At 70.8% G+C, this 18,655-nt stretch carries 19 protein-coding genes; 16 read left to right on the top strand and 3 right to left on the bottom strand.

The genetic code is table 11. The annotated features are described in order from the left end of the window. The first annotated feature begins 33 nt into the window (after positions 1-33). The 8 genes from K8638_RS31535 to K8638_RS31500 are packed head-to-tail and all read left to right on the top strand — an operon-like array spanning position 34 to position 7,740. Positions 34-1,854, top strand: coding sequence for a TIGR04551 family protein (locus K8638_RS31535; protein WP_223758391.1), 1,821 nt, complete (start codon positions 34-36; stop codon positions 1,852-1,854). Positions 1,855-1,856: 2 nt separating this feature from the next. Beyond that, positions 1,857-2,075, top strand: coding sequence for a hypothetical protein (locus K8638_RS31530; RefSeq protein ID WP_223758390.1), 219 nt, complete (start codon positions 1,857-1,859; stop codon positions 2,073-2,075). Further along, positions 2,072-3,313 (top strand): diaminopimelate decarboxylase, encoded by a 1,242-nt coding sequence (lysA, locus tag K8638_RS31525; protein WP_223758389.1) that lies wholly within the window; start codon positions 2,072-2,074, stop codon positions 3,311-3,313. The genes K8638_RS31530 and lysA overlap by 4 nt, the downstream gene beginning before the upstream one ends. A gap of 15 nt (positions 3,314-3,328) precedes the next feature. Next, on the top strand, positions 3,329-4,216 hold the full coding sequence (gene dapA / locus K8638_RS31520; RefSeq protein ID WP_223758388.1) for a 4-hydroxy-tetrahydrodipicolinate synthase: 888 nt from the start codon (positions 3,329-3,331) through the stop codon (positions 4,214-4,216). Positions 4,217-4,272: 56 nt separating this feature from the next. Further along, a complete protein-coding gene (gene dapB, locus K8638_RS31515) occupies positions 4,273-5,088 on the top strand; it encodes a 4-hydroxy-tetrahydrodipicolinate reductase (RefSeq protein ID WP_223758387.1) in 816 nt (271 codons plus the stop codon). Then, on the top strand, positions 5,085-5,858 hold the full coding sequence (locus K8638_RS31510) for a fumarylacetoacetate hydrolase family protein (RefSeq protein ID WP_223758386.1): 774 nt from the start codon (positions 5,085-5,087) through the stop codon (positions 5,856-5,858). The genes dapB and K8638_RS31510 overlap by 4 nt, the downstream gene beginning before the upstream one ends. Next, a complete protein-coding gene (folK, locus tag K8638_RS31505) occupies positions 5,855-6,379 on the top strand; it encodes a 2-amino-4-hydroxy-6-hydroxymethyldihydropteridine diphosphokinase (protein WP_223758385.1) in 525 nt (174 codons plus the stop codon). The genes K8638_RS31510 and folK overlap by 4 nt, the downstream gene beginning before the upstream one ends. After that, a complete protein-coding gene (locus K8638_RS31500) occupies positions 6,376-7,740 on the top strand; it encodes a lipopolysaccharide assembly protein LapB (RefSeq protein ID WP_223758384.1) in 1,365 nt (454 codons plus the stop codon). The genes folK and K8638_RS31500 overlap by 4 nt, the downstream gene beginning before the upstream one ends. A 9-nt stretch (positions 7,741-7,749) precedes the next feature. Here the strand turns inward: K8638_RS31500 and K8638_RS31495 are convergent, their stop codons facing one another. Beyond that, positions 7,750-8,808: an SIS domain-containing protein gene (locus K8638_RS31495; RefSeq protein WP_223758383.1), complete on the bottom strand. Its 1,059-nt coding sequence runs from the start codon at positions 8,806-8,808 to the stop codon at positions 7,750-7,752. 177 nt (positions 8,809-8,985) lie between these two features. Between K8638_RS31495 and fsa the strand changes: the two genes are divergently transcribed. From fsa to K8638_RS31475, 4 genes are all read left to right on the top strand, one after another. Then, on the top strand, positions 8,986-9,654 hold the full coding sequence (fsa, locus tag K8638_RS31490) for a fructose-6-phosphate aldolase (protein ID WP_223758382.1): 669 nt from the start codon (positions 8,986-8,988) through the stop codon (positions 9,652-9,654). A gap of 175 nt (positions 9,655-9,829) precedes the next feature. Further along, a complete protein-coding gene (locus tag K8638_RS31485) occupies positions 9,830-10,966 on the top strand; it encodes an acyl-CoA dehydrogenase family protein (protein WP_223758381.1) in 1,137 nt (378 codons plus the stop codon). Positions 10,967-11,117: 151 nt separating this feature from the next. Then, positions 11,118-11,915, top strand: coding sequence for an electron transfer flavoprotein subunit beta/FixA family protein (locus K8638_RS31480; protein ID WP_223758380.1), 798 nt, complete (start codon positions 11,118-11,120; stop codon positions 11,913-11,915). Between the two features lie 64 nt (positions 11,916-11,979). Continuing rightward, positions 11,980-12,945, top strand: coding sequence for an electron transfer flavoprotein subunit alpha/FixB family protein (locus tag K8638_RS31475; protein ID WP_223758379.1), 966 nt, complete (start codon positions 11,980-11,982; stop codon positions 12,943-12,945). A gap of 76 nt (positions 12,946-13,021) precedes the next feature. Here the strand turns inward: K8638_RS31475 and K8638_RS31470 are convergent, their stop codons facing one another. After that, positions 13,022-13,579 (bottom strand): cytochrome c oxidase assembly factor Coa1 family protein, encoded by a 558-nt coding sequence (locus K8638_RS31470; RefSeq protein WP_223758378.1) that lies wholly within the window; start codon positions 13,577-13,579, stop codon positions 13,022-13,024. Between the two features lie 111 nt (positions 13,580-13,690). Here K8638_RS31470 and K8638_RS31465 point away from each other — a divergent pair, with 111 nt between their 5' ends. From K8638_RS31465 to K8638_RS31450, 4 genes are read left to right on the top strand one after another with little or no spacing between them, the layout of a single operon-like run. Further along, positions 13,691-14,674 (top strand): GNAT family N-acetyltransferase, encoded by a 984-nt coding sequence (locus K8638_RS31465; RefSeq protein WP_223758377.1) that lies wholly within the window; start codon positions 13,691-13,693, stop codon positions 14,672-14,674. A gap of 52 nt (positions 14,675-14,726) precedes the next feature. Next, positions 14,727-15,698, top strand: coding sequence for a DMT family transporter (locus K8638_RS31460; protein WP_223758376.1), 972 nt, complete (start codon positions 14,727-14,729; stop codon positions 15,696-15,698). 42 nt (positions 15,699-15,740) lie between these two features. Continuing rightward, entirely contained in the window at positions 15,741-16,718 is a 978-nt protein-coding gene (locus tag K8638_RS31455) for an MBL fold metallo-hydrolase (RefSeq protein WP_223758375.1), read from the top strand. A gap of 45 nt (positions 16,719-16,763) precedes the next feature. Next, complete coding sequence (locus tag K8638_RS31450; RefSeq protein ID WP_223758374.1) at positions 16,764-17,384, top strand: MOSC domain-containing protein; 621 nt, start codon at positions 16,764-16,766, stop codon at positions 17,382-17,384. Positions 17,385-17,399: 15 nt separating this feature from the next. On the opposite strand, the gene K8638_RS31445 is transcribed toward K8638_RS31450, so the two are convergent. Continuing rightward, complete coding sequence (locus tag K8638_RS31445) at positions 17,400-18,443, bottom strand: serine/threonine protein kinase (protein WP_223758514.1); 1,044 nt, start codon at positions 18,441-18,443, stop codon at positions 17,400-17,402. Positions 18,444-18,655 lie beyond the last annotated feature (212 nt).

The raw sequence follows: 18,655 nt of genomic DNA, 5'->3' as shown, positions 1-18,655 counted from the left end.
GGCCGCCCCGCGCGGCCCTGGAGATCGTTGCCCATGTCTCACGCCCTGCTGGCGGCGCTGCTCGTCGCTTCGTCCACGGCCACCGCCCAGACGCCGGTGCCCGACGGTGGCACGCCCGCGCCCGCCGCCGAGGCCGCGCCCTCCGAGGCCGCGCCCGCCCCCGCCGCTCCCCCCGCCGAGCCGCCCCCCGCCGCCGCCGGCACCGCCCAGGGTGGGACGGTCAGCCGCGAGGACCTGGAGGCCGTCCGGGAGCAGCTGCGCGAGGAGATCCGCGCGGAGATGGCCAAACAGTCGGTCGACTCCGGCGAGTGGAAGGAGGAGTTCCCGGAGGAGAAGCGCAAGCTGGAGGTCTTCACGCTCGACGGCTACTTCCGCCTGCGCCCCACGCTCTTCTACAAGTTCGACCTGGGCAAGCAGGCCGGCCAGGAGCTCTTCCCGCGCTCGCCGCGCAGCGCCTCGGAGAACACCCAGTCGTTCGCCACCATGCGGCTGCGCATGGAGCCCACCTTCAACGTCTCAGAGCAGGTCAGCCTGAAGCTGGAGGTGCTCGGCCTGGACAACGTGGTGCTGGGCTCCCAGCCGGACACCCTCTACCCGGGTGACCAGCGCAACCTCTTCGGCATCTTCTCGGAGAGCCAGGACTCCGCCGTCGACATGCTGGAGGACTCCATCAAGATTCGCCGCGCCTACGGCGAGGTGAAGACGCCGGTGGGCATCCTGCGCTTCGGCCGCATGGGCAGCCACTGGGGCCTGGGCATGCTGCGCAACGACGGCACCTGCTTCGACTGCGACTACGGCGACACCGTGGACCGCATCCAGTTCGTCACCAACCCCTTCGAGGGCTGGTACGTGACGCCCATGGTGGACTTCAACGACGAGGGCGTGGTCGACGGGCGCGGCTCCCAGGGCGAGCCGGTGGACCTCACCCAGTCGGATGATTCCCATAGCTGGGTGATTGCCATCGCCCGCCGCGACACCGACGCGGTCATCCGCTCCAAGCTGGACAACAACCAGGGCGTGCTCCAGTACGGCCTGCACTTCACCTACCGCACGCAGAACTGGGAGTACGACGCGGACACCACGAACGGCGCGGCCACCGGCTTCATCCCCCGCGACGCCGCGCTCTACGTCCCGGACTTCTGGCTGAAGTACGAGGAGCGCACCTTCCGGCTGGAGTTCGAGCTGGCCGCCATCCTCGGCAACATCGGCAACCGCGCGCTGGACGCGGGCGGCATCAACGAGCCCTCGCTCAACCAGAGCCTGCGCATCGCCCAGTTCGGCGGCGTGGCGCAGGGCGAGCTGAAGCTGGCGAACAACAAGCTCTCGCTCGGCCTGGAATTGGGCTTCGCCTCGGGTGACAAGGCGGCGGGCTTCGGCAACTACCCGGTCCGCGCTGGCTCCGGTCCCAACGGCGTCACCGAGCCGGGCGACGTCGAGGGCCCGCAGTACCGCTGCGGCTCTGGCGGCTGCTCCGACAACGCCATCCGCAACTTCCGCTTCAACCGCGACTACCGCGTGGACCTCATCCTCTGGCGGGAAATCATCGGCGGGGTGACGGACGCCTTCTACGTGCGGCCCTCGGCGAAGTACACGGTGACCGAGGGCTTCGACCTGTACGGCCGCCTCATCTACTCGCAGACGCTCTACGCGGAGTCCACGCCGTCCTACACCAGCCGCTCGCTGGGCGTGGAGGTCAACGTGGGCGCGGACTACAAGACGGAGGATGGGTTCATCGCGGGCGCCGCCTACGGCATCCTCTTCCCCATGAGCGGCCTGCAGGAGTTCGACCCGAACCTGCGAGACGAGCTGGAGACGCCGCAGACCATCCGCGGCTGGCTGGGGATCAACTTCTAGCCATGCGCCGCGCCCTCTCGTTCGTCGGTCTCGTGCTGGTGCTGGGGGCGTGCGGCATCAAGGGCTCGCCCCGGCCGCCGGGCCCGCCTCCCGCGCCTCCCACGGAGACTCAGCCGTCCCCGCGGGAGGAGGCCGAGCGGGCGCCCCTCGAGCCGTCGGGGCCCACCATCACCCCCGCCCCGGATGGGGGCACCATCGTCCCGGGCGCCGAGACGCCGTGAACCACTTCGTCTGGCGCAAGGGCGTGCTGCACGCCGAGGGCGTCCCGCTGACGGCCATCGCGGACGCGGTGGGGACGCCCACGTACGTGTACTCGTCGGCCACGCTCACCCGGCACTTCCGGGTGGTGTCGGAGGCCTTCGGCGGCGCGCCGCACCTCATCTGCTACTCGGTGAAGGCCAACTCCACGCTCGCCATCCTCCGGCTCCTCGCCGGGCTGGGCGGCGGCTTCGACATCGTCTCCGGAGGCGAGCTGGCCCGGGTGCGGCAGGCCGGAGGGGACGCGGGGAAGACGGTGTTCGCCGGCGTGGGCAAGACGCAGGAGGAGATGGAGGCGGCCCTGGCCGCGGGCATCCTCCTCTTCAACGTGGAGAGCGCCGAGGAGCTGGAGGCGCTGGACGCGGTGGGCCGCCGCCTGGGCCGCCGCGCGCCCTTCGCGCTACGGGTGAACCCGGACGTGGACGCGCGCACGCACCGCTACATCTCCACCGGGCTGAAGACGTCCAAGTTCGGCGTGCCCTTCGAGGAGGCGGTGGCCCTCTACACGCGCGCGAAGAAGCTGAAGGGCGTGCGCGCGGCCGGGCTGGACTGCCACATCGGCTCGCAGCTCACCCAGTCCTCGCCCGTGCGCGCCGCCCTCACCAAGGTGGCGGGCCTGTATTCGGAGTTGAAGACCCAGGGGCACCCGCTGGCGTACCTGGACGTGGGTGGCGGCCTGGGCATCACCTACTCGGACGAGACGCCGCCGTCCCCCGAGGAGTACGCGCGCACCGTGCTGGCCGCGACGAAGGACACCGGCGCCCACCTGATTCTGGAGCCGGGCCGGGCGCTGGTGGGCAATGCCGGCGTGCTGCTCACCCGCGTGCTGTACCGGAAGAGGACGCCCGCGAAGCACTTCGTCGTGGTGGATGCGGGGATGAACGACCTGCTCCGCCCGGCCCTCTACGAGGCGCACCATGCCATGCAGCCCCTGGTGAAGCGCCGGGGCAAGGCGGTGGAGGTGGACGTCGTGGGGCCGGTGTGTGAGTCCACCGACGTGCTGGCGAAGGCCCGCCCCCTGGTCCTCCCCCAGGCAGGCGAGCTGTTCGCCTTCATGAGCGCCGGGGCTTACGGAATGAGCATGGCTTCCAACTACAACTCCCGGCCCCGTCCGGCCGAGGTGATGGTGGACGGGGACGCCTGGAGAGTCGTCCGCGAACGCGAGCGGATTGAGGATCTCTGGCGCGGCGAGCGGGCCTGAACGTATAAGCGCCGCATGAAGACCTTCGAAGGCTCCATGACGGCGCTCGCCACCCCGTTCCGCGACGGGGCGTTCGATGAGCAGGCCTACCGGGCCCTGGTGCGCTACCAGATTGAGGGTGGCACCAGCGTCCTGATTCCCATGGGCACCACCGGCGAGTCGGTGACCATGACGCCCGACGAGCGCGCCCGCGCCGTGAAGGTGGCGGTGGAGGAGGCGAAGGGACGCGCGGCGGTGGTGGGCGGCGGCGGCTCCAACAGCACCGCGGAGGCCATCGAGTCCGTGAAGCGCGTGCGCGAGACGGGCGCGGACGGCACGCTCATCGTCACGCCGTACTACAACAAGCCCACGCAGGCGGGCCTGGTGGAGCACTTCCGCGCGATTGCGCGCGCGCACCCGGGCTTCCCGATTGTCGCCTACAACGTACCGGGCCGCACCGGCGTGGACATGCTGCCGGAGACGGTGCAGCGCCTGTGCGACATCCCGGAGGTGGTGGCCATCAAGGAGGCCACCGGCAACATGTTCCGGGCGCTCGAAATCCTGGAGAAGTGCGGCGAGCGGATGACGCTCCTGTCCGGCGACGACTTCACCGTGCTGCCCTTCATCGCCTGCGGCGGCAAGGGCGTCATCTCCGTGTCCTCCAACGTGGCGCCGCGGATGATGGCGGACCTGGTGTCGCTGGCGCGCGCGGGTGACATCGCGAAGGCGCGTGACCTCCAGGTGCGGATGAACAACCTGCACCGGCTGCTCTTCGTGGAGTCCAACCCCATTCCGGTGAAGTGGGCCCTGCACGTCATGGGCCTGTTCGGTCCGGAGCTGCGGCTGCCGCTGGTGCCGATGAGCGAGCCCCACGCGTCGAAGCTTCGCGACGAGCTGCGCCACCTGGGGCTGCTCAAGGGCTGAGCCTTCCGCCCCCGGAAACCCCAGCTTCGACACGTCACCCGAGGAGCGCGGCAGACATGATTCGCACCGTCATCACCGGAGTCACCGGCCGCATGGGCAGCACGCTGCTGCGCCTGGCGCGGGATTCGGAGGACCTACGGGTGGTGGGCGCCACGGAGCGCCCGGGCAGCGCCGCGGTGGGCCTGGACGCGGGACTGGCCGCGCGGCTGGGCGCCATGGAAGTCCCGGTGGTGGATGACCTGGGCAAGGCGCTGGACGCGGCGAAGGCGGACGTCGTCATCGACTTCACCAGCGCCGAGGTGAGCGTGGCTCACGCGAAGGCGTGCGCGGCGCGCGGCGTGGCGCTGGTGGTGGGCTCCACCGGCTTCACCCCGGAGTCCACGGCGGCGCTGGCCGCGTCCGCGAAGAGCATCCCCGTGGTGGCCGCGCCCAACATGTCCGTGGGCGTCAACGTGGTCATCCGCATGGCGGCCGAGCTGGCGCGGGTGCTGGGGCCGGGCTTCGACGTGGAGGTGCTGGAGGCGCACCACCGCATGAAGAAGGACGCGCCCAGCGGCACCGCGCTGCGGCTGGCGGAGGTGCTGGCCGGGGCGCTGGGGCGCTCCAGCGAGGACCTCACCTTCGCGCGCCACGGCATGGTGGGCGCGCGGCCGGCCAACGAGATTGGCGTGCAGACGCTCCGGGGCGGGGACGTGGTGGGCGAGCACACCGTGTTCTTCTTCGGCGAGGGCGAGCGCATCGAGCTCACGCACCGGGCCACCAGCAGGGACCAGTTCGGCCTGGGGGCGCTGCGGGCGGCGAGGTGGGTGGCGGGCCGGGCGCCGGGGCTCTATGACATGGCCGACGTGCTCGGCTTCCAGAGGACCGCATGACGACGGCGCGCTACTGCCGCTTCCTGTACGAGGGCCGCGCGCACCACGGCCGTGTCGAGGGCACCGAGGTGGTGGTCCTCTCCGCGGCGCCGTGGACGGCGGGCTCGAAGGACACGGGCATCCGCCGCTCGCTGTCCGCGGTGACGCTGCTGGTGCCCTCGGACGCGTCCAAGGTGGTGTGCATCGGGCAGAACTACCGCAAGCACGCGGAGGAGATGGGCAAGCCCGTGCCTCCCGAGCCGCTCATCTTCACCAAGCCCTCCACGGCCCTCAACGGCATGGGCTCGCCCATCCGGATTCCGAAGGCGAGCCAGGAGGTGCACTACGAGGCGGAGCTGGCGCTCGTCATCGGCGAGCGGCTGAAGAACGCGGACGAGACGACGGCCGCCCGCGCCATCTGGGGCCTCACCTGCTTCAACGACGTGACGGCGCGTGACATCCAGAAGCGCGAGGTGCAGCACACCCGCGCCAAGGGGTATGACACCTTCGCCTGTGCCGGGCCCTGGGCGGTGACGGGCCTGTCCCCGGCGGACCTGCGTATCGTCTGCCGGGTGAATGGACAGGTGCGCCAGGACAGCAGGACGTCCGACATGATTTTCAGCCCCGCCCGCCTGGTGTCCTTCATCTCCCACATCATGACGCTGCTGCCGGGCGACATGGTGAGCACGGGGACACCGTCGGGGGTGGGGAAGCTGGCGGCGGGGGACTCGGTGGAAGTGGAGATCGAGGGAATCGGGACCCTGGTCAACCCGGTTGAGATGGAGCCGTGAGCGACACCGTCTACGTCGGGTTGGGTTCAAACGAGGGTGACCGCGAGGGCCACCTCGTCGACGCCCTGACCGCGCTGTCCCGCATCGACGCGGTGGCGGTGCTGCGCTGCTCGTCCCTCTTCGACAGTGCCCCCGTGGGGCCGCCGCAGCCGCGCTACCTCAACGCGGTGGTGGCCCTGGAGTGCGGCCTGTCGCCCCAGCGGTTGCTGGGCATCCTCCAGCAGATTGAGAAGGACCAGGGCCGGCGCCGTGAAGTGCGCTGGGGGCCGCGTCCCATCGACCTGGACATCCTCTTCTGGGAGGGACAGGTGGTGGCCGACCCGCACCTCCAGGTGCCCCACCTGGAGCTGCACAAGCGCCGCTTCGCGCTCGAGCCGCTGGCCGAGCTGGCCCCGCACCTGGTGCACCCGGTGCTGGGTGTCACCGTGAAGGAGCTCCTCGGGAAACTCGCCCCGCAGGACGTTCGCAGGAGCGAGGCCAGCTTCTGGCCCGAAGCGAGCTACCCGAGCAACGACTCATGAACCTCTCCCTTGCCCTGGCCACCGCGGCGCTGCTCGCCGCCGAGCCCACCCAGCTGCCCCCCGGCCACCCGCCCGTCCCTCCGGGGACCACGGCTTCGCCCGCCAACCCGCCCGCTGGCACCGCTCCTGGCGCCGGTGCGATGCCCGAGGGGCACCCCACGATGCAGGAGGGCGCGGCGGCGCCTTCGGGTGAGCTGCCGCCAGGGCACCCGCCCATGTCGGGCACGGGCCGGGCGCCTCCGTCCGCGGACGAGCTGCTGCGCCAGCTCGACTCGACGGAGGGGCTGAAGGAGCGGGAGAAGACCTTCGAAATCGCCTCGTCGCTGGGGCGGCTCTACTACGTGAACGGCCGCAACACGGAGGCCGTCACCTACCTCCTGCAGGCGGAGGCGCGGGCGAAGCCGGCGCGGGAGTTGTTCCTGGCGCAGCGCAAGAGGCTGGGCAAGGCGGCCGTGCCCTCGCCGGACGCGGCGGGCTGCGGCTTCACCCCGGGCATGCCGGTGGAGGACATGACGGCGGCGGCGCAGGAGCGCGCGAAGAAGGGTGACGCCGCGGGCGCGGCGGCCTGCGCGCGGGCGGCGCTGACGCCGGTGCTGGACGTGCAGATGATGCGCGGCCACGCGCTCCTGCTCTCCGGTGATTCGGCCGGGGCGATGGCGGTGTACGACGGCGTGCTGGAGGTGGAGCCGGCGCACGAGGAGGCCCTCTTCTCGCGCGCGTCGCTGCTGTTCGAGACGAAGGGCGAGGACCTGGCGGCGCTGAAGCAGGCCCGCGCGGGCTTCGACGCGCTGGTGGCCGCGCACCCGGACTCGGCGCGCGCGCCCATGGCGAAGCGGATGAGCGCCCTGGTGGAGGAGACGGTGAAGGCGGGGGGCCGCAAGAAGCTGCTTGCCTCGCGCGCCGAGGACCGTCGCATCCGCCTGTCGCAGGCGGCCGCTCCCGCGCAGCCGGACGCCCCGCGTCCGCTGTCCCAGGAAGCCATCGAGGCGGTGAAGAACACCGAGCGCACGCCGGAACTGGAGCAGGGCCTGGCGAAGCTGGTGGAGGAGGGCGAGGAGCACCTGGCGAAGGGCCGCTACCAGGAGGCGCTCGCCAACTACACGCGCGTGGTGCCCTTCCAGCCGGAGAACGGGCGCGCGAAGGCGGGCATGGCGTGGGCGCTGGTGGGCCTGGGCCGTCCCATGTCGGCGCGAGTGTGGGGCGTGGCCGTGCAGTCGGACCCGGCGGCGGTGGAGAAGCTGGGCGACACGCTGAAGGCCAAGGGCGACGCCAAGGGCGCGAAGGCGCTCTGGGAGAAGCTCGCCACCGACGCGCCGGACTACGCCAACAAGGCGGCCTTGCAGGCCAAGCTGGCGCAGTAGGCGCTGGCGTCAGAAGAACTTCGCGGCCAGCAGGTCCTGCACGTCCAGCAGGCCCACGGCGTGCCCTTCCGCGTCCACGACGGGGAGCTGGTCCACCTTCAGCTCGCGCATCTGCGCGGTGGCGGTGAGCACCAGCGTCTCCGGCGTCACGCAGCGCGGGTGCTTGCCCATGACGTCGCGCACCGGAATGGTGAAGTCCGTCAGCCCCGCCTCCACGCGGCGGCGCAGGTCGCCGTCGGTGAAGATGCCCACCAGCAGTCCGGTCTTGTCCACCACGCACGCGGCGCCCGGCCGGCCCGGTGTCTTCGTCATCACCCCCACCACCTGGGCCAGGGGCGCGGTGTCGACCACCAGCGGATTGGCATTGCCCGTGCGCATCAGGTCGAAGACGCGCTGCACGGAGCGTCCCAGCTTCCCGCCCGGGTGAAGCAGCGCGTAGTCCTCCGTGCCGAAGGGCCGCGAGCGCAGCAGCGCCATGGCCAGCGCGTCGCCCAGCGCGTGCAGCGCGGCGGTGGAGGCCGTGGGCACCAGCCCCATGGGGCACGCCTCTTCAATGGGGCCGATGTCCAGCACCACCTCCGAGCCACGCGCCAGCGGGCTCTGCGCGTCCCCCGTCAGCGCGATGACCGGCGTGGCCATGCGCTTGAACGAGGGCAGCAGCCGGATGAGCTCCTCGGTGGAGCCGCTGTTGGACAGGGCGAGGATGACGTCCCCGCGCGCCACGCGGCCCAGGTCGCCGTGCACGGCCTCGGCCGGGTGCAGGTACACCGAGCGGATGCCCGTGGACGCCAGCGTGGCGGACAGCTTCTGGCCGATGTGGCCCGCCTTGCCCATGCCCGTCACCACCACCTGGCCCGTGCACTCGCGCACGAGCTGCACGGCGCGGAGGAAGGAGTCGCCCAGGCGCTCCGTCACTCCGAGGATGGCTCGGGCCTCGGCTTCCAGCACGCCCCGTGCGTAGGCGAGCGTGGCCTCGGCGTCCGAGGCGGAGGCGGGGGCCTGGGCAGGGCGGCCGGGGAGGGCGCGCAGGCGAGGCTTCTTGGCGGCGGAGCGAGGGGAGCGGGCCATGTCGATGGCGGAAGCTTCTACCCTCGGGCACCCCATGGTGGCCACCCTTGACGCATGGGGGGGCATCGGTTACGCGCCTGCTCGCCCGGGCACCCCGGGGCGGATGGTGGTACCCACCTTGCCGCTCCTCGTGAACACGAGGGGCGTGGATTGAAACAAACCCAGGAGAGGGACGAGATGAAGTTCTTCATCGACACCGCGGACGTTGAGGAGATCCGCAAGGCTTACGCGATGGGCTGCGTGGACGGCGTCACCACCAACCCGTCGCTCCTCGCCAAGGTGGGGCGTCCCCTGGAGGAGACCATCCGGGAGATCTGCTCCATCGTGGACGGCCCCGTCAGCGCCGAGTGCGTCTCCCTGGAGGCGGACGAGCTGGTGAAGGAGGGCCGCACCCTGGCGAAGATTCACGACAACGTCGTCGTGAAGATTCCCATGGGCGTGGAGGGCATGAAGGCCACCAAGGCGCTCACCGCCGAGGGCATCCGCACCAACGTCACCCTCTGCTTCTCCGCCAACCAGGCCCTGCTGTGCGCCAAGGCCGGCGCCACCTACGTGTCGCCCTTCGTGGGCCGGCTGGACGACATCTCCCAGGACGGCATGGACCTCATCGCCCAAATCCTGGAGATCTACCGGAACTACGACTTCACCACCCAGGTGCTGGTCGCCAGCGTCCGCAACCCCGTCCACGTCCTCCAGGCCGCCCGCCTGGGCGCGGATGTCGCCACGCTGCCCTACAGCGTCATCACCCAACTGGCCAACCACCCGCTCACCGACGCGGGCATCAAGAAGTTCCTCGCGGACTGGGAGAAGGTCCCCAAGGCCGCCAGGCCCCCGGCGGCGAAGTAGCCCCCGCCCGGCTCCCGGCCCTCCCGGCCCCCCACGCGGGGGCCGGAGCGGCCCTCCGGGGATGTGGGAGCGTCTCCCTCATGTGCTGAAAGCGGGTTGGACTGGCGATTTCGCGGCGCGGCATGTATTCGTTGACTCCCGAGTCAACGAGCAGCCCCGAGTCACGAGGAGTCGCATGGAATTCCAGCTCACCGAGGCCCAGCGCGCACTGCAGGAAGCCGCACGCAAGTATGCCCGCGAAGTGGTGCGCCCCAAGGCCGCGCACTACGACGAGACGGCCACCTTCCCCCGGGATTTGTTGTCCACCGCGTGGGAGCTGGGCCTGCTGAACATGGCCATCCCCGCCGAGTACGGCGGCGTGGGCCTGTCCCACCTGGAGCAGGTCATCGTCGCGGAGGAGCTGAGCTGGGGCTGCGCCGGCGTGGCGACGTCCATCATCGCCAACGACCTGGCCAACCTGCCCATCATCCTCCACGGCACGGAGGAGCAGAAGAAGCGCCTGCTGGGCCACTTCTCCGAGCGGCTGAAGTTCTCGTCCTTCTGCCTCACCGAGCCCGAGGCCGGCAGCGACGTGGCCAGCATGCAGACCACCGCGGTCCGGGACGGTGACCACTACGTCCTCAACGGCGCCAAGTGCTTCATCACCAACGGCGGCCAGGCCGAGCAGTACACGGTGTTCGCCACGATGGACAAGGCGAAGAAGCACAAGGGCATCACCTGCTTCGTGGTGGAGGGCCGTCCCAAGGGCCTCACCGCCAGCAAGCACGAGAACAAGATGGGCCAGCGCGCCAGCGAGACTGTCTCGCTGACCTTCGAGGACGTGCGCGTCCCCGTCGCCAACCGCATCGGTGAGGAGGGCCAGGGCTTCGCCGTCGCCATGGCCACGCTGGACAACAGCCGCCCGCTCACCGCCATGTTCTCCGTGGGCATCGCCCGCGCCGCGCTCGAGTACTCCATGGAGTACGCCAGCCAGCGCAAGACGTTCGGCAAGCCCATCATCGAGCACCAGGCCATCCAGTTCATGATTGCCGACATGGCCATGAACACCCACGCCGCGCGCATGCTCACCTACGAGAGCGCCTGGCTGTTGGATGAGGGCAAGCGCAACACCCTCCAGTCCAGCTATGCCAAGTGCTTCGCCGCGGACATGGCCATGAAGGTCGCCACCGACGCCGTGCAGGTGTACGGCGGTTACGGCTACATCAAGGACTACCCCGTGGAGAAGCTGATGCGCGACGCCAAGCTCATCCAGGTCTACGAGGGAACCAGCCAGGTCCAGCGGCTCGTCATCGCGCGGGAACTGTTCAAGTAGAAAAGCAGAACTGTGTCCGGCGGCCGTTTCCCATTGCCGCCGTGACACACGGATGCCTATTAACCCGGACCGCTCGTGCGTCGCGTCAATGCGGCGCGTGCGGACTGTTTTCCAGCCTTCAACTGCCTCCTCGGCAAGGAGAAGCACCGCCGTGAAGATCCTCGTCACCGCCAAGCGCGTGGAAGACCCCGAGTCCAAAATCAAGGTGAAGCCGGATGGCTCGGGCATCGTTCAGGAGGGGCTCAAGTACAAGATCAACCCCTTCGACGAGATTGGCGTCGAAGAGGGCCTGCGCCTCGTGGCGAAGCACCAGGGTGAGGTTGTCGTGGTGTCCATTGGTGGCAAGGAGGTGCAGGAGCAGCTCCGGCACGCCCTGGCCATGGGCGCCCACCGCGCGGTGTGGGTGAACCACACCGGCCCGCTGGACCAGCTCGCCATCGCCGGCCTGCTCCAGAAGGTGGTGGAGAAGGAGAAGCCGGACCTCGTCATCCTCGGCAAGCAGTCCATCGACGATGACCAGAACCAGGTGGGCCAGTACCTCGCCGAGTTCCTCGGCTGGGGCCAGGCCACCTTCGCCTCCAAGGTCGAGTCGCTGGAGAGCGAGCAGGAGAAGAACAAGGTGCCCGCGCTCGTCGTCGGCGCCGACGGCAAGACGGTGCGCGTGATTCGCGAGGTCGACAACGGCCTGGCCACCCTGGAGTGCCAGCTGCCGGCCATCGTCACCACGGACCTGCGCCTCAACCAGCCGCGCTACGCCAGCCTCCCGGGCATCATGAAGGCCAAGAGCAAGCCGATTGAGGAGCTGACGCCGGCCAAGCTGGGCGTGGACGTCACCCCGGCCATCCAGGTGCTGAAGATGTCGGCGCCCCCGGCTCGCAAGGCGGGCATCAAGGTGGCGGACGTGCCGGCCCTGGTGGAGAAGCTGCACAACGAGGCGAAGGTCGTCTGAGCGGCTTTGGCCGCTTCCTCCTTCTTCGGAACGAACCTTTAGAGAGAGATACGGAGTCACTCAGATGCCAATCGTTCTCATCGTCGCCGAGCAGCAGCCGGACGGGAACCTCCGCAAGGCCACCCTCAACGCCATTGGCGCGGGCAAGCAGCTCGCCGAGAAGGCCGGTGCCGAGCTTCACATCGCCCTGGTGGGCAAGGACCCCGCGAAGGTCGCGGACGAGCTCAAGGGCTACGGCGCCAAGGCCGTGCACGTGGGCGCCGCCCCTGAGCTGGAGCACTACCTCGCCGAGACGTACGCCCCCGCGCTGGCCGCCCTCGCGCAGGAGCTGAAGGCGGACTACGTGGGCATGGCCTCCACGGCGCAGGGCAAGGACCTGATGCCGCGCCTGGCCGCCCGCCTGCGCGCCGCCATGGCCACGGACGTCATGGGCTTCAACGGCAGCGGCGCGGACATCACCTTCAACCGCCCCATGTGGGCCGGCAACGTCTTCGCCGAGGTGAAGCTCACCACGCCGGTGAAGGTGTTCAGCCTGCGCGCCACCGAGTTCCCCGCCGCCCAGGGCGGCCAGGGCGCCGCCGAGGTGAAGGCCTTCACCCCGAAGGTCGAGGCCTCCAAGACGAAGTTCGTCGACTTCAAGGAAGTGAAGAGCGCCCGCCCCGAGCTGACCGAGGCGCGCGTGGTGGTCTCCGGCGGCCGTGGCACCAAGGGCGACTTCAAGGAGATTGAAGCGCTGGCGGATGACCTGGGCGCCGCGGTGGGCGCGTCCCGCGCGGTGTGCGACGCGGGTTGGGTGCCCAACGACTTGCAGGTCGGCCAGACGGGCAAGGTGGTGGCTCCGCAGCTCTACATCGCGGCCGGCATCAGCGGCGCCATCCAGCACCTGGCGGGCATGAAGAGCTCGAAGACCATCGTCGCCATCAACAAGGACCCGGAGGCCCCCATCTTCCAGGTGGCGGACTACGGCATCGTCGCGGACCTCTTCAAGGTGCTGCCCGAGCTGCGCTCGGAGCTGGCCAAGCTGAAGTAGTCCCACCGGTACACCGGTCGGGCCGCGAGGGGCGGACGTGGGGACATTCCCCGCGCCGCCCCTTCGTGCTTGCGGGCTACAGCTCGATGTCGCTCTCGCCCTCGCTCGGGGGCTCTTCCTCACCGCGTCCGGGCGGCTCGGCTCCGAAGGGCGGCTCCGGAGGGACGGGCGGCGTTGGGGGAGGCAGGGGCTCACCGGGAGGCGCGTCGTCCCGCAGGTCGATGCGGGTGCCGTTCTCCAGCTCCACGTCGAGAGTACGGTAGCGCCACTCGCTGTCGTCCTCCTTCTCCGCGTCCACGTGCAGCGTGCCGTCCGCCTCGGGGCCATCCAGGGGAATGGAGAAGCGGGCCTGGGTGCGGCCGTTGTTCGAGCTCACCGAGGACTGGCGGGGCCAGCCGGTGTCGATGGGCGTGCCCAGCTCGCGCCGCACCTCCGCGTCCGAGGTGGCGATGGCCACCGCCTCCGTGTATGCGCCCAGCTTCGTGAGAGAGGACAGGCCCATGACGACGATGGCGGCGCCCAGGCAGCCACACGACGCCAGCGTGCCCAGGCAGCCCACGGGCACCACCCACTTCCAGTTGCGGCTCCACCAGCCCTGTTGGGGCACCAACGAGCCTTCCGGCCTCGTGTCCATGGACCCATCCTTCCTTCGCCTGCCAGCGGCGGGCAGGTGCGGGTGCCCCTCATATCGGGACCGCGAAGGGCGGGGTAGAACCCGGATGTAGGAACGTCGAGGGCTGAGTACATGCCGCCGCGGAAGTCTCCCCCCACCGAGGTACTGCTGGACGTGCTCGAGGCGCTGCCGCCCGGGCAGCGGCTGTGGGTGCGTGGCGCGGGGCGGAGCCTGTACCCCCTGCTGCGCGGCGGGGACTCGGTGCGGGTGCTGCGGTGTGGCCCCGGGGCGATGTCGCGGGGCGACGTGGCGCTGGTGCGGCAGGGCCGCCAGCTGGTGGCGCACGTGGTGGTGTCCACGGAGCCGTGGGCGACGGCCTCGCTGGTGGGGGGCATGGACCCTCCGGGCGGGGTGACGCTGGGGCGCGTGGTGGCGGTGCGGCGCGGGCAGTGGGTGTTGCCGTTGCCCCGGCCCTTCCGGCCGGCGATGTGGATGACGCAACAAGCCCTGTCGGCGGCGTGGGCCCGGCCCGAGAGCCGGGTAGTCTACCGCCACGTGCGGGACTTCTTCTTCTCCGGCTGGTCGCGACCCTTGCGGCGGAGGCTCGTGGGGCCGCTGGACGTGCGGCTGCTGCGGACCGACGACCTGGACGCCTTGCTCGCCTTCGCGGGCGAGCAGCTGGTGGTGTCCCCCGGTTTCCTTCGCCGCCAGCTCCGCGAGCGGTGGGGCCTGCCCGAGCCGGACCGGCGGGGCGCCGCCGCGGGCGCGTTCGACGCGCAGGGGCGGCTGCATGGCTTCGCCTGGGTGGACTCCTACCGGCAGGAGGCGCTCCCGCTGGACGGCTTCTGGGTGCGCTCGCTGGTGGTGGCGCCGCGGGCCCGGCGCATGGGAGTGGCCACTCGGCTGCTCGGCTGCCTGATGGCCGAGGCACGGCGTCAGGGCGAGGAGCGCCTGTACGCCGACATCGACGACGACAACACCGCCTCGCTGCGCACCTTCGGAGGGATGGGCTTCCGGCCCTCCTCCCCGGAGCTCACCTGGCGCACCAACCTGGCCTGGGACGCGGCGGGCCGCACCAAGGCCCTGGTCGTCATGGAGCGGGAGCTGCCACCGTGACGGGGCGTGCGGTTGCATCGCGCCCCCGACCTGGGCCAGAAGCCTCCGCGTCTTGAGCACCTCGACTTCCGACATCATGGACGGCGGCGCGACCCGCGCCGAGCGCGTGCAGCGGCTCCAGGCGGACGGCGCGCTGGCCCTCATCACCGTCTTCTGGGGCGTCACCTTCGTGGTGGTGAAGGACGCCCTGGGGTACGGAGACCCGTTCTCGTTCCTCGCGCTGCGCTTCCTCGTGGGGGCGCTGGTGCTGAGCGCGCTGGCGGGGCGGCAGGTGCTCCAGCCCCGCAACCTGCGCAACGGCGCGGTGCTGGCCCTCTTCCTGTTCGCGGGCTTCGCGCTGCAGACGGTGGGGCTCACGCTGACCACGCCGTCGCGCTCGGCCTTCATCACCGGGATGAGCGTGGTGTTCGTCCCGCTGCTTTCGCTGCTGCTCTTCAAGCGGGTACCGAAGCCCACGTCGCTGCTGGGCGTGGTGCTGGCGGCGGTGGGGCTCTACTTCCTCACGCGGCCGGAGGTGGGCGCGCAAGAGGGCGGGCTCGCACGGGGCGACCTGCTGACGCTGGGCTGCGCGGTGGCGTACGCGGGCCACATCACCCTCACGGAGCGCTACGCGCCGAAGGAGGGCGTGACGGGGCTGGTGGCGGTGCAGCTCTGGGGCGTGGCGCTGCTGTCGGCGCTGAGCCTGCCCTTCGTGGAGCGGCGGGTGGAGTGGACTCCGTCCTTCGTGGGGGCGGTGCTCGTCTGCGGCGTGCTCGCCAGCGCGGTGGCCATCAGCGTGCAGACCTGGGGACAGGCGCGCACCACGGCGGTGCGGGCGGCGGTCATCTACTCCATGGAGCCGGTGTTCGCCGCGGCGTACTCGGTGGCGCTGGGCTACGAGGTGCTGGGTGCGCGCGAGTGGGCGGGGGGCAGCCTCATCCTCCTGGGCGTGCTGGTATCGGACGTGGGCGCGGCGGCCTGGGGATGGTGGAGGGCGCGGGCGGGCCTGCACAGCAGCCAGGCGGGCGGGGCGGAGAACCACTGAGGGCCAGCGGCGGCGGGACGCGCTATATCGCGGGTCCTTCCCATGAGCGTGGAGCTGCGGCGAAACGGGATGCACCTGACGGGCACCCCCCTGTCCCTGGACGCGAAGCGCAAGTCGCCGCTTTGCTTCGTCAGTCATGGGCACTCGGACCACATCGCCCGGCATGAGCGGACCATCGCCACGGCGGCCACGCTGCGCTTCATGACGCACCGGCTGGGGCCGGTGAATGCGCCGCTGGCGGTGCCCTACCGCCAACCCTTCGAGCTGGGGCCGCTGGTGCTGGAGCTGTTGCCCGCGGGCCACATCCTGGGCAGCACGCAGCTTCGTGCCATTCGCTCGGACGGGCGGCGCGTCGTCTACACCGGTGATTTGAACGTGGCGCCCTCGCTCACGGCCGAGGCAACGGAGGTGGCCGAGTGCGACACGCTCGTCATCGAGTCCACGTTCGGCCACCCGCGCTACCGCTTCCCGCCGCGCGCGGAGGTGCTGGGGCAGGTGGAGGCGTGGGTGCGCACGCAGCTCGAGCGTGGAGCGGTGCCGGTGCTGCTCGGCTATCCGCTGGGCAAGAGCCAGGAGGCGATGAAGTACCTCGCTGGCCGGGGCTTCCCGCTGGTGGCGCACGCGTCCATCTACGAGGTGGCGCGGCTCTACGCGGAGCTGGGCGTGCCGATCGAGAACCTGCGGCTCTACAGCGGGAAGGTGGAGCCGGGCGAGGTGCTCTTCATCCCTCCGCACCAGGCGCGGGGTGGGGCGCTGGCGCCGCTATGGCCGAGGGCGACGGCGGTGCTGACGGGCTGGGCGGTGGACCCGGGGGCGGCGCGGCGCTACGGCGCGGACGTGGCCTTCCCGCTGTCGGACCATGCGGACTTTCCGTCACTGGTGGCCTATGCGAAGTCCACGGGCGCGCGAGAGGTGATTACGTGCCATGGCTTCGCGGAGGAGCTGGCGCAGGCGCTGCGGGACGCGGGCATGGACGCGCGCCCGCTGGGCGGGAAGCCGCAGCAGCTCACGCTGCTCTGACGCAACGAGCGCGGGAGGGCGGGGCGGGTTAGAACGCGGGCCATCATGGCCCGTACGCCTCAGCTCTTCGGACGCATCGTGCGCGTCCTCGTCTGCACCGAGCGGAAGACCTTCGTCACCCGGGAGCTGTCGGAGACGCGGCTGACTTTCGAGGGCATCGAGGGAGACCGGCACGCGGGGCTGACGCGGCCGGCGGACGTGCGCACGCCGTGGTTCCCGAAGGGCACGCCCATCCGCAACACGCGGCAGTTGTCACTGGTGTCGAGCGAGGAGCTGGCGCAGGTAGCGGAGGCGCTCGGGATTCCGAAGGTGCTGGCGGCGTGGCTGGGAGCGAACCTGGAGGTGGCGGGAGTGCCGAGGCTGACGCACCTGCCGCCGGGCACGCGGCTGTTCTTCCCCGAGGACGCGGTGCTGGCGGTGGAAGGGGAGAACGAGCCCTGCACCGGCCCGGGGCGCGTCATCGAGGCGCACTTCCCGGACATGCAGAAGTTGGCGAGCCGCTTCGTGAAGGCCGCGTGGCAGCGCCGGGGGCTGGTGGCCTGGGTGGAGCGGCCGGGCCTCATCCGCGCGGGGGATGAGGTGCGGGTGATGCTGCCGAAGCCCGTGACGTACGTGCTGCCGGCGGAGCCCACGGGCGGGAAGGGACGGCTGTGCGATGACGCATGACGGCTCGGAGCGGCATTACCTTGGAGTGTCTCCGGTACGCTCCACGGGTCGCGAAGTCGGCGGGCGCGCGGGAGCGAGGACGGGCGCATAACACCCGCCCTTGTAGACGTAGTAGCCCTCCCCTTCGCAGTCCTTCGGTTCCAGGCGCAGCTTGAACCAGCAGCCTCCATTGATGGGCACCTGGAGCTTGGGACAGCGACCGTTGGCGTCCAGCCGCTGCTGCCCTGGCACGGGCCTGGGAGGCATGTCCACGGAGATGGTGGACCATGCAGAGGGGGCCGGCGAGAGAGGTACCGGGGATGTCAGCGCCGTGTCTCCGACGGCGACGGTGCCCCCGTCCTCCCCCTCCTCGGCTCTTGAAGCGTGCTCCTTCTCGACCTCCACGCCGGGGTGAGCGCGGAGCGTCCACACGGCTCCCAGCGCCAGAGCAGCCCCCAGGCCCGCGGCCGTGAGCCAGGGGTGCACCATACGGGCGCGGCCATGCGGCGCGGCGAGTGTGTGCCTGGGCCGCGTGAGCATGGGCCCCGTTGCCTCTCGGTCGAAGAAGAGCGGCACATCCGCCTCCGCTCCTGCTTCACGCGCCGCCTGCTCCAGCGCCTTGGCCAGCTCGCGGGCGGAGCCACGGGCCTCAGGGTTTGCGGAGAGCATCCGGGTCGTCAGGCCGCTGAGCACCTCGATGCAGCGGGGGTTGAGTGTGCGCGGGGACGGGGGCGCGGCTTCGTCCAGGGGAGAGGGGCGGAAAGCGGAGTCCGGTGGAGAAGGGTACTCGTCGGTCAGCAGGCGCCAGGCCGTGACGCCCAGCGCGAAGACGTCATCCGCGGCCGTGGGTGCATACGGGAGTACCGGCTCCGGGACGGGCCGGCGCGCGGAGCGCCAGGCCTCGGGAGAGCGGTAGGCCGGAGTTCCGGGAGGAAAGGGGGGCTCGGTCAGCGGTGCGGCGCCGAGGAAGTGGCCGGAACCGAAGTCGGTGAGGAAGGGCCAGCCATCCGCCTCGCGCACAAGGACGTTGTCGCCCTTGAAGTCGCGGTGAACGCCGCCCGCGGAATGGGTGGCAGCCAGGGCGCTGGCGAGGCGGGCGAGGACGTGGCCACGTCGGCCTGGGTCAGCTCCAGCCGCTGCAGGGCGACGCGGACCGCACTCCCGATGATGGCTGCCAAGTTCTGGTTCGGTGGGGAGTTCATCTCTTTTCCTTTTTAAACAGCTTCGGGGAAGTGGCTAAAGACGGGGAGGGTTGAATGGTCAGAAGGGGGGATGGACATGAACTCTCCTCC

The sequence above is a fragment of the Myxococcus sp. RHSTA-1-4 genome, assembly GCF_020037125.1.
Taxonomy (GTDB): Bacteria; Myxococcota; Myxococcia; order Myxococcales; family Myxococcaceae; genus Myxococcus.
Note: the sequence above shows the minus strand (reverse complement) of the source record. Positions and strands in the feature narration are given on the sequence as shown.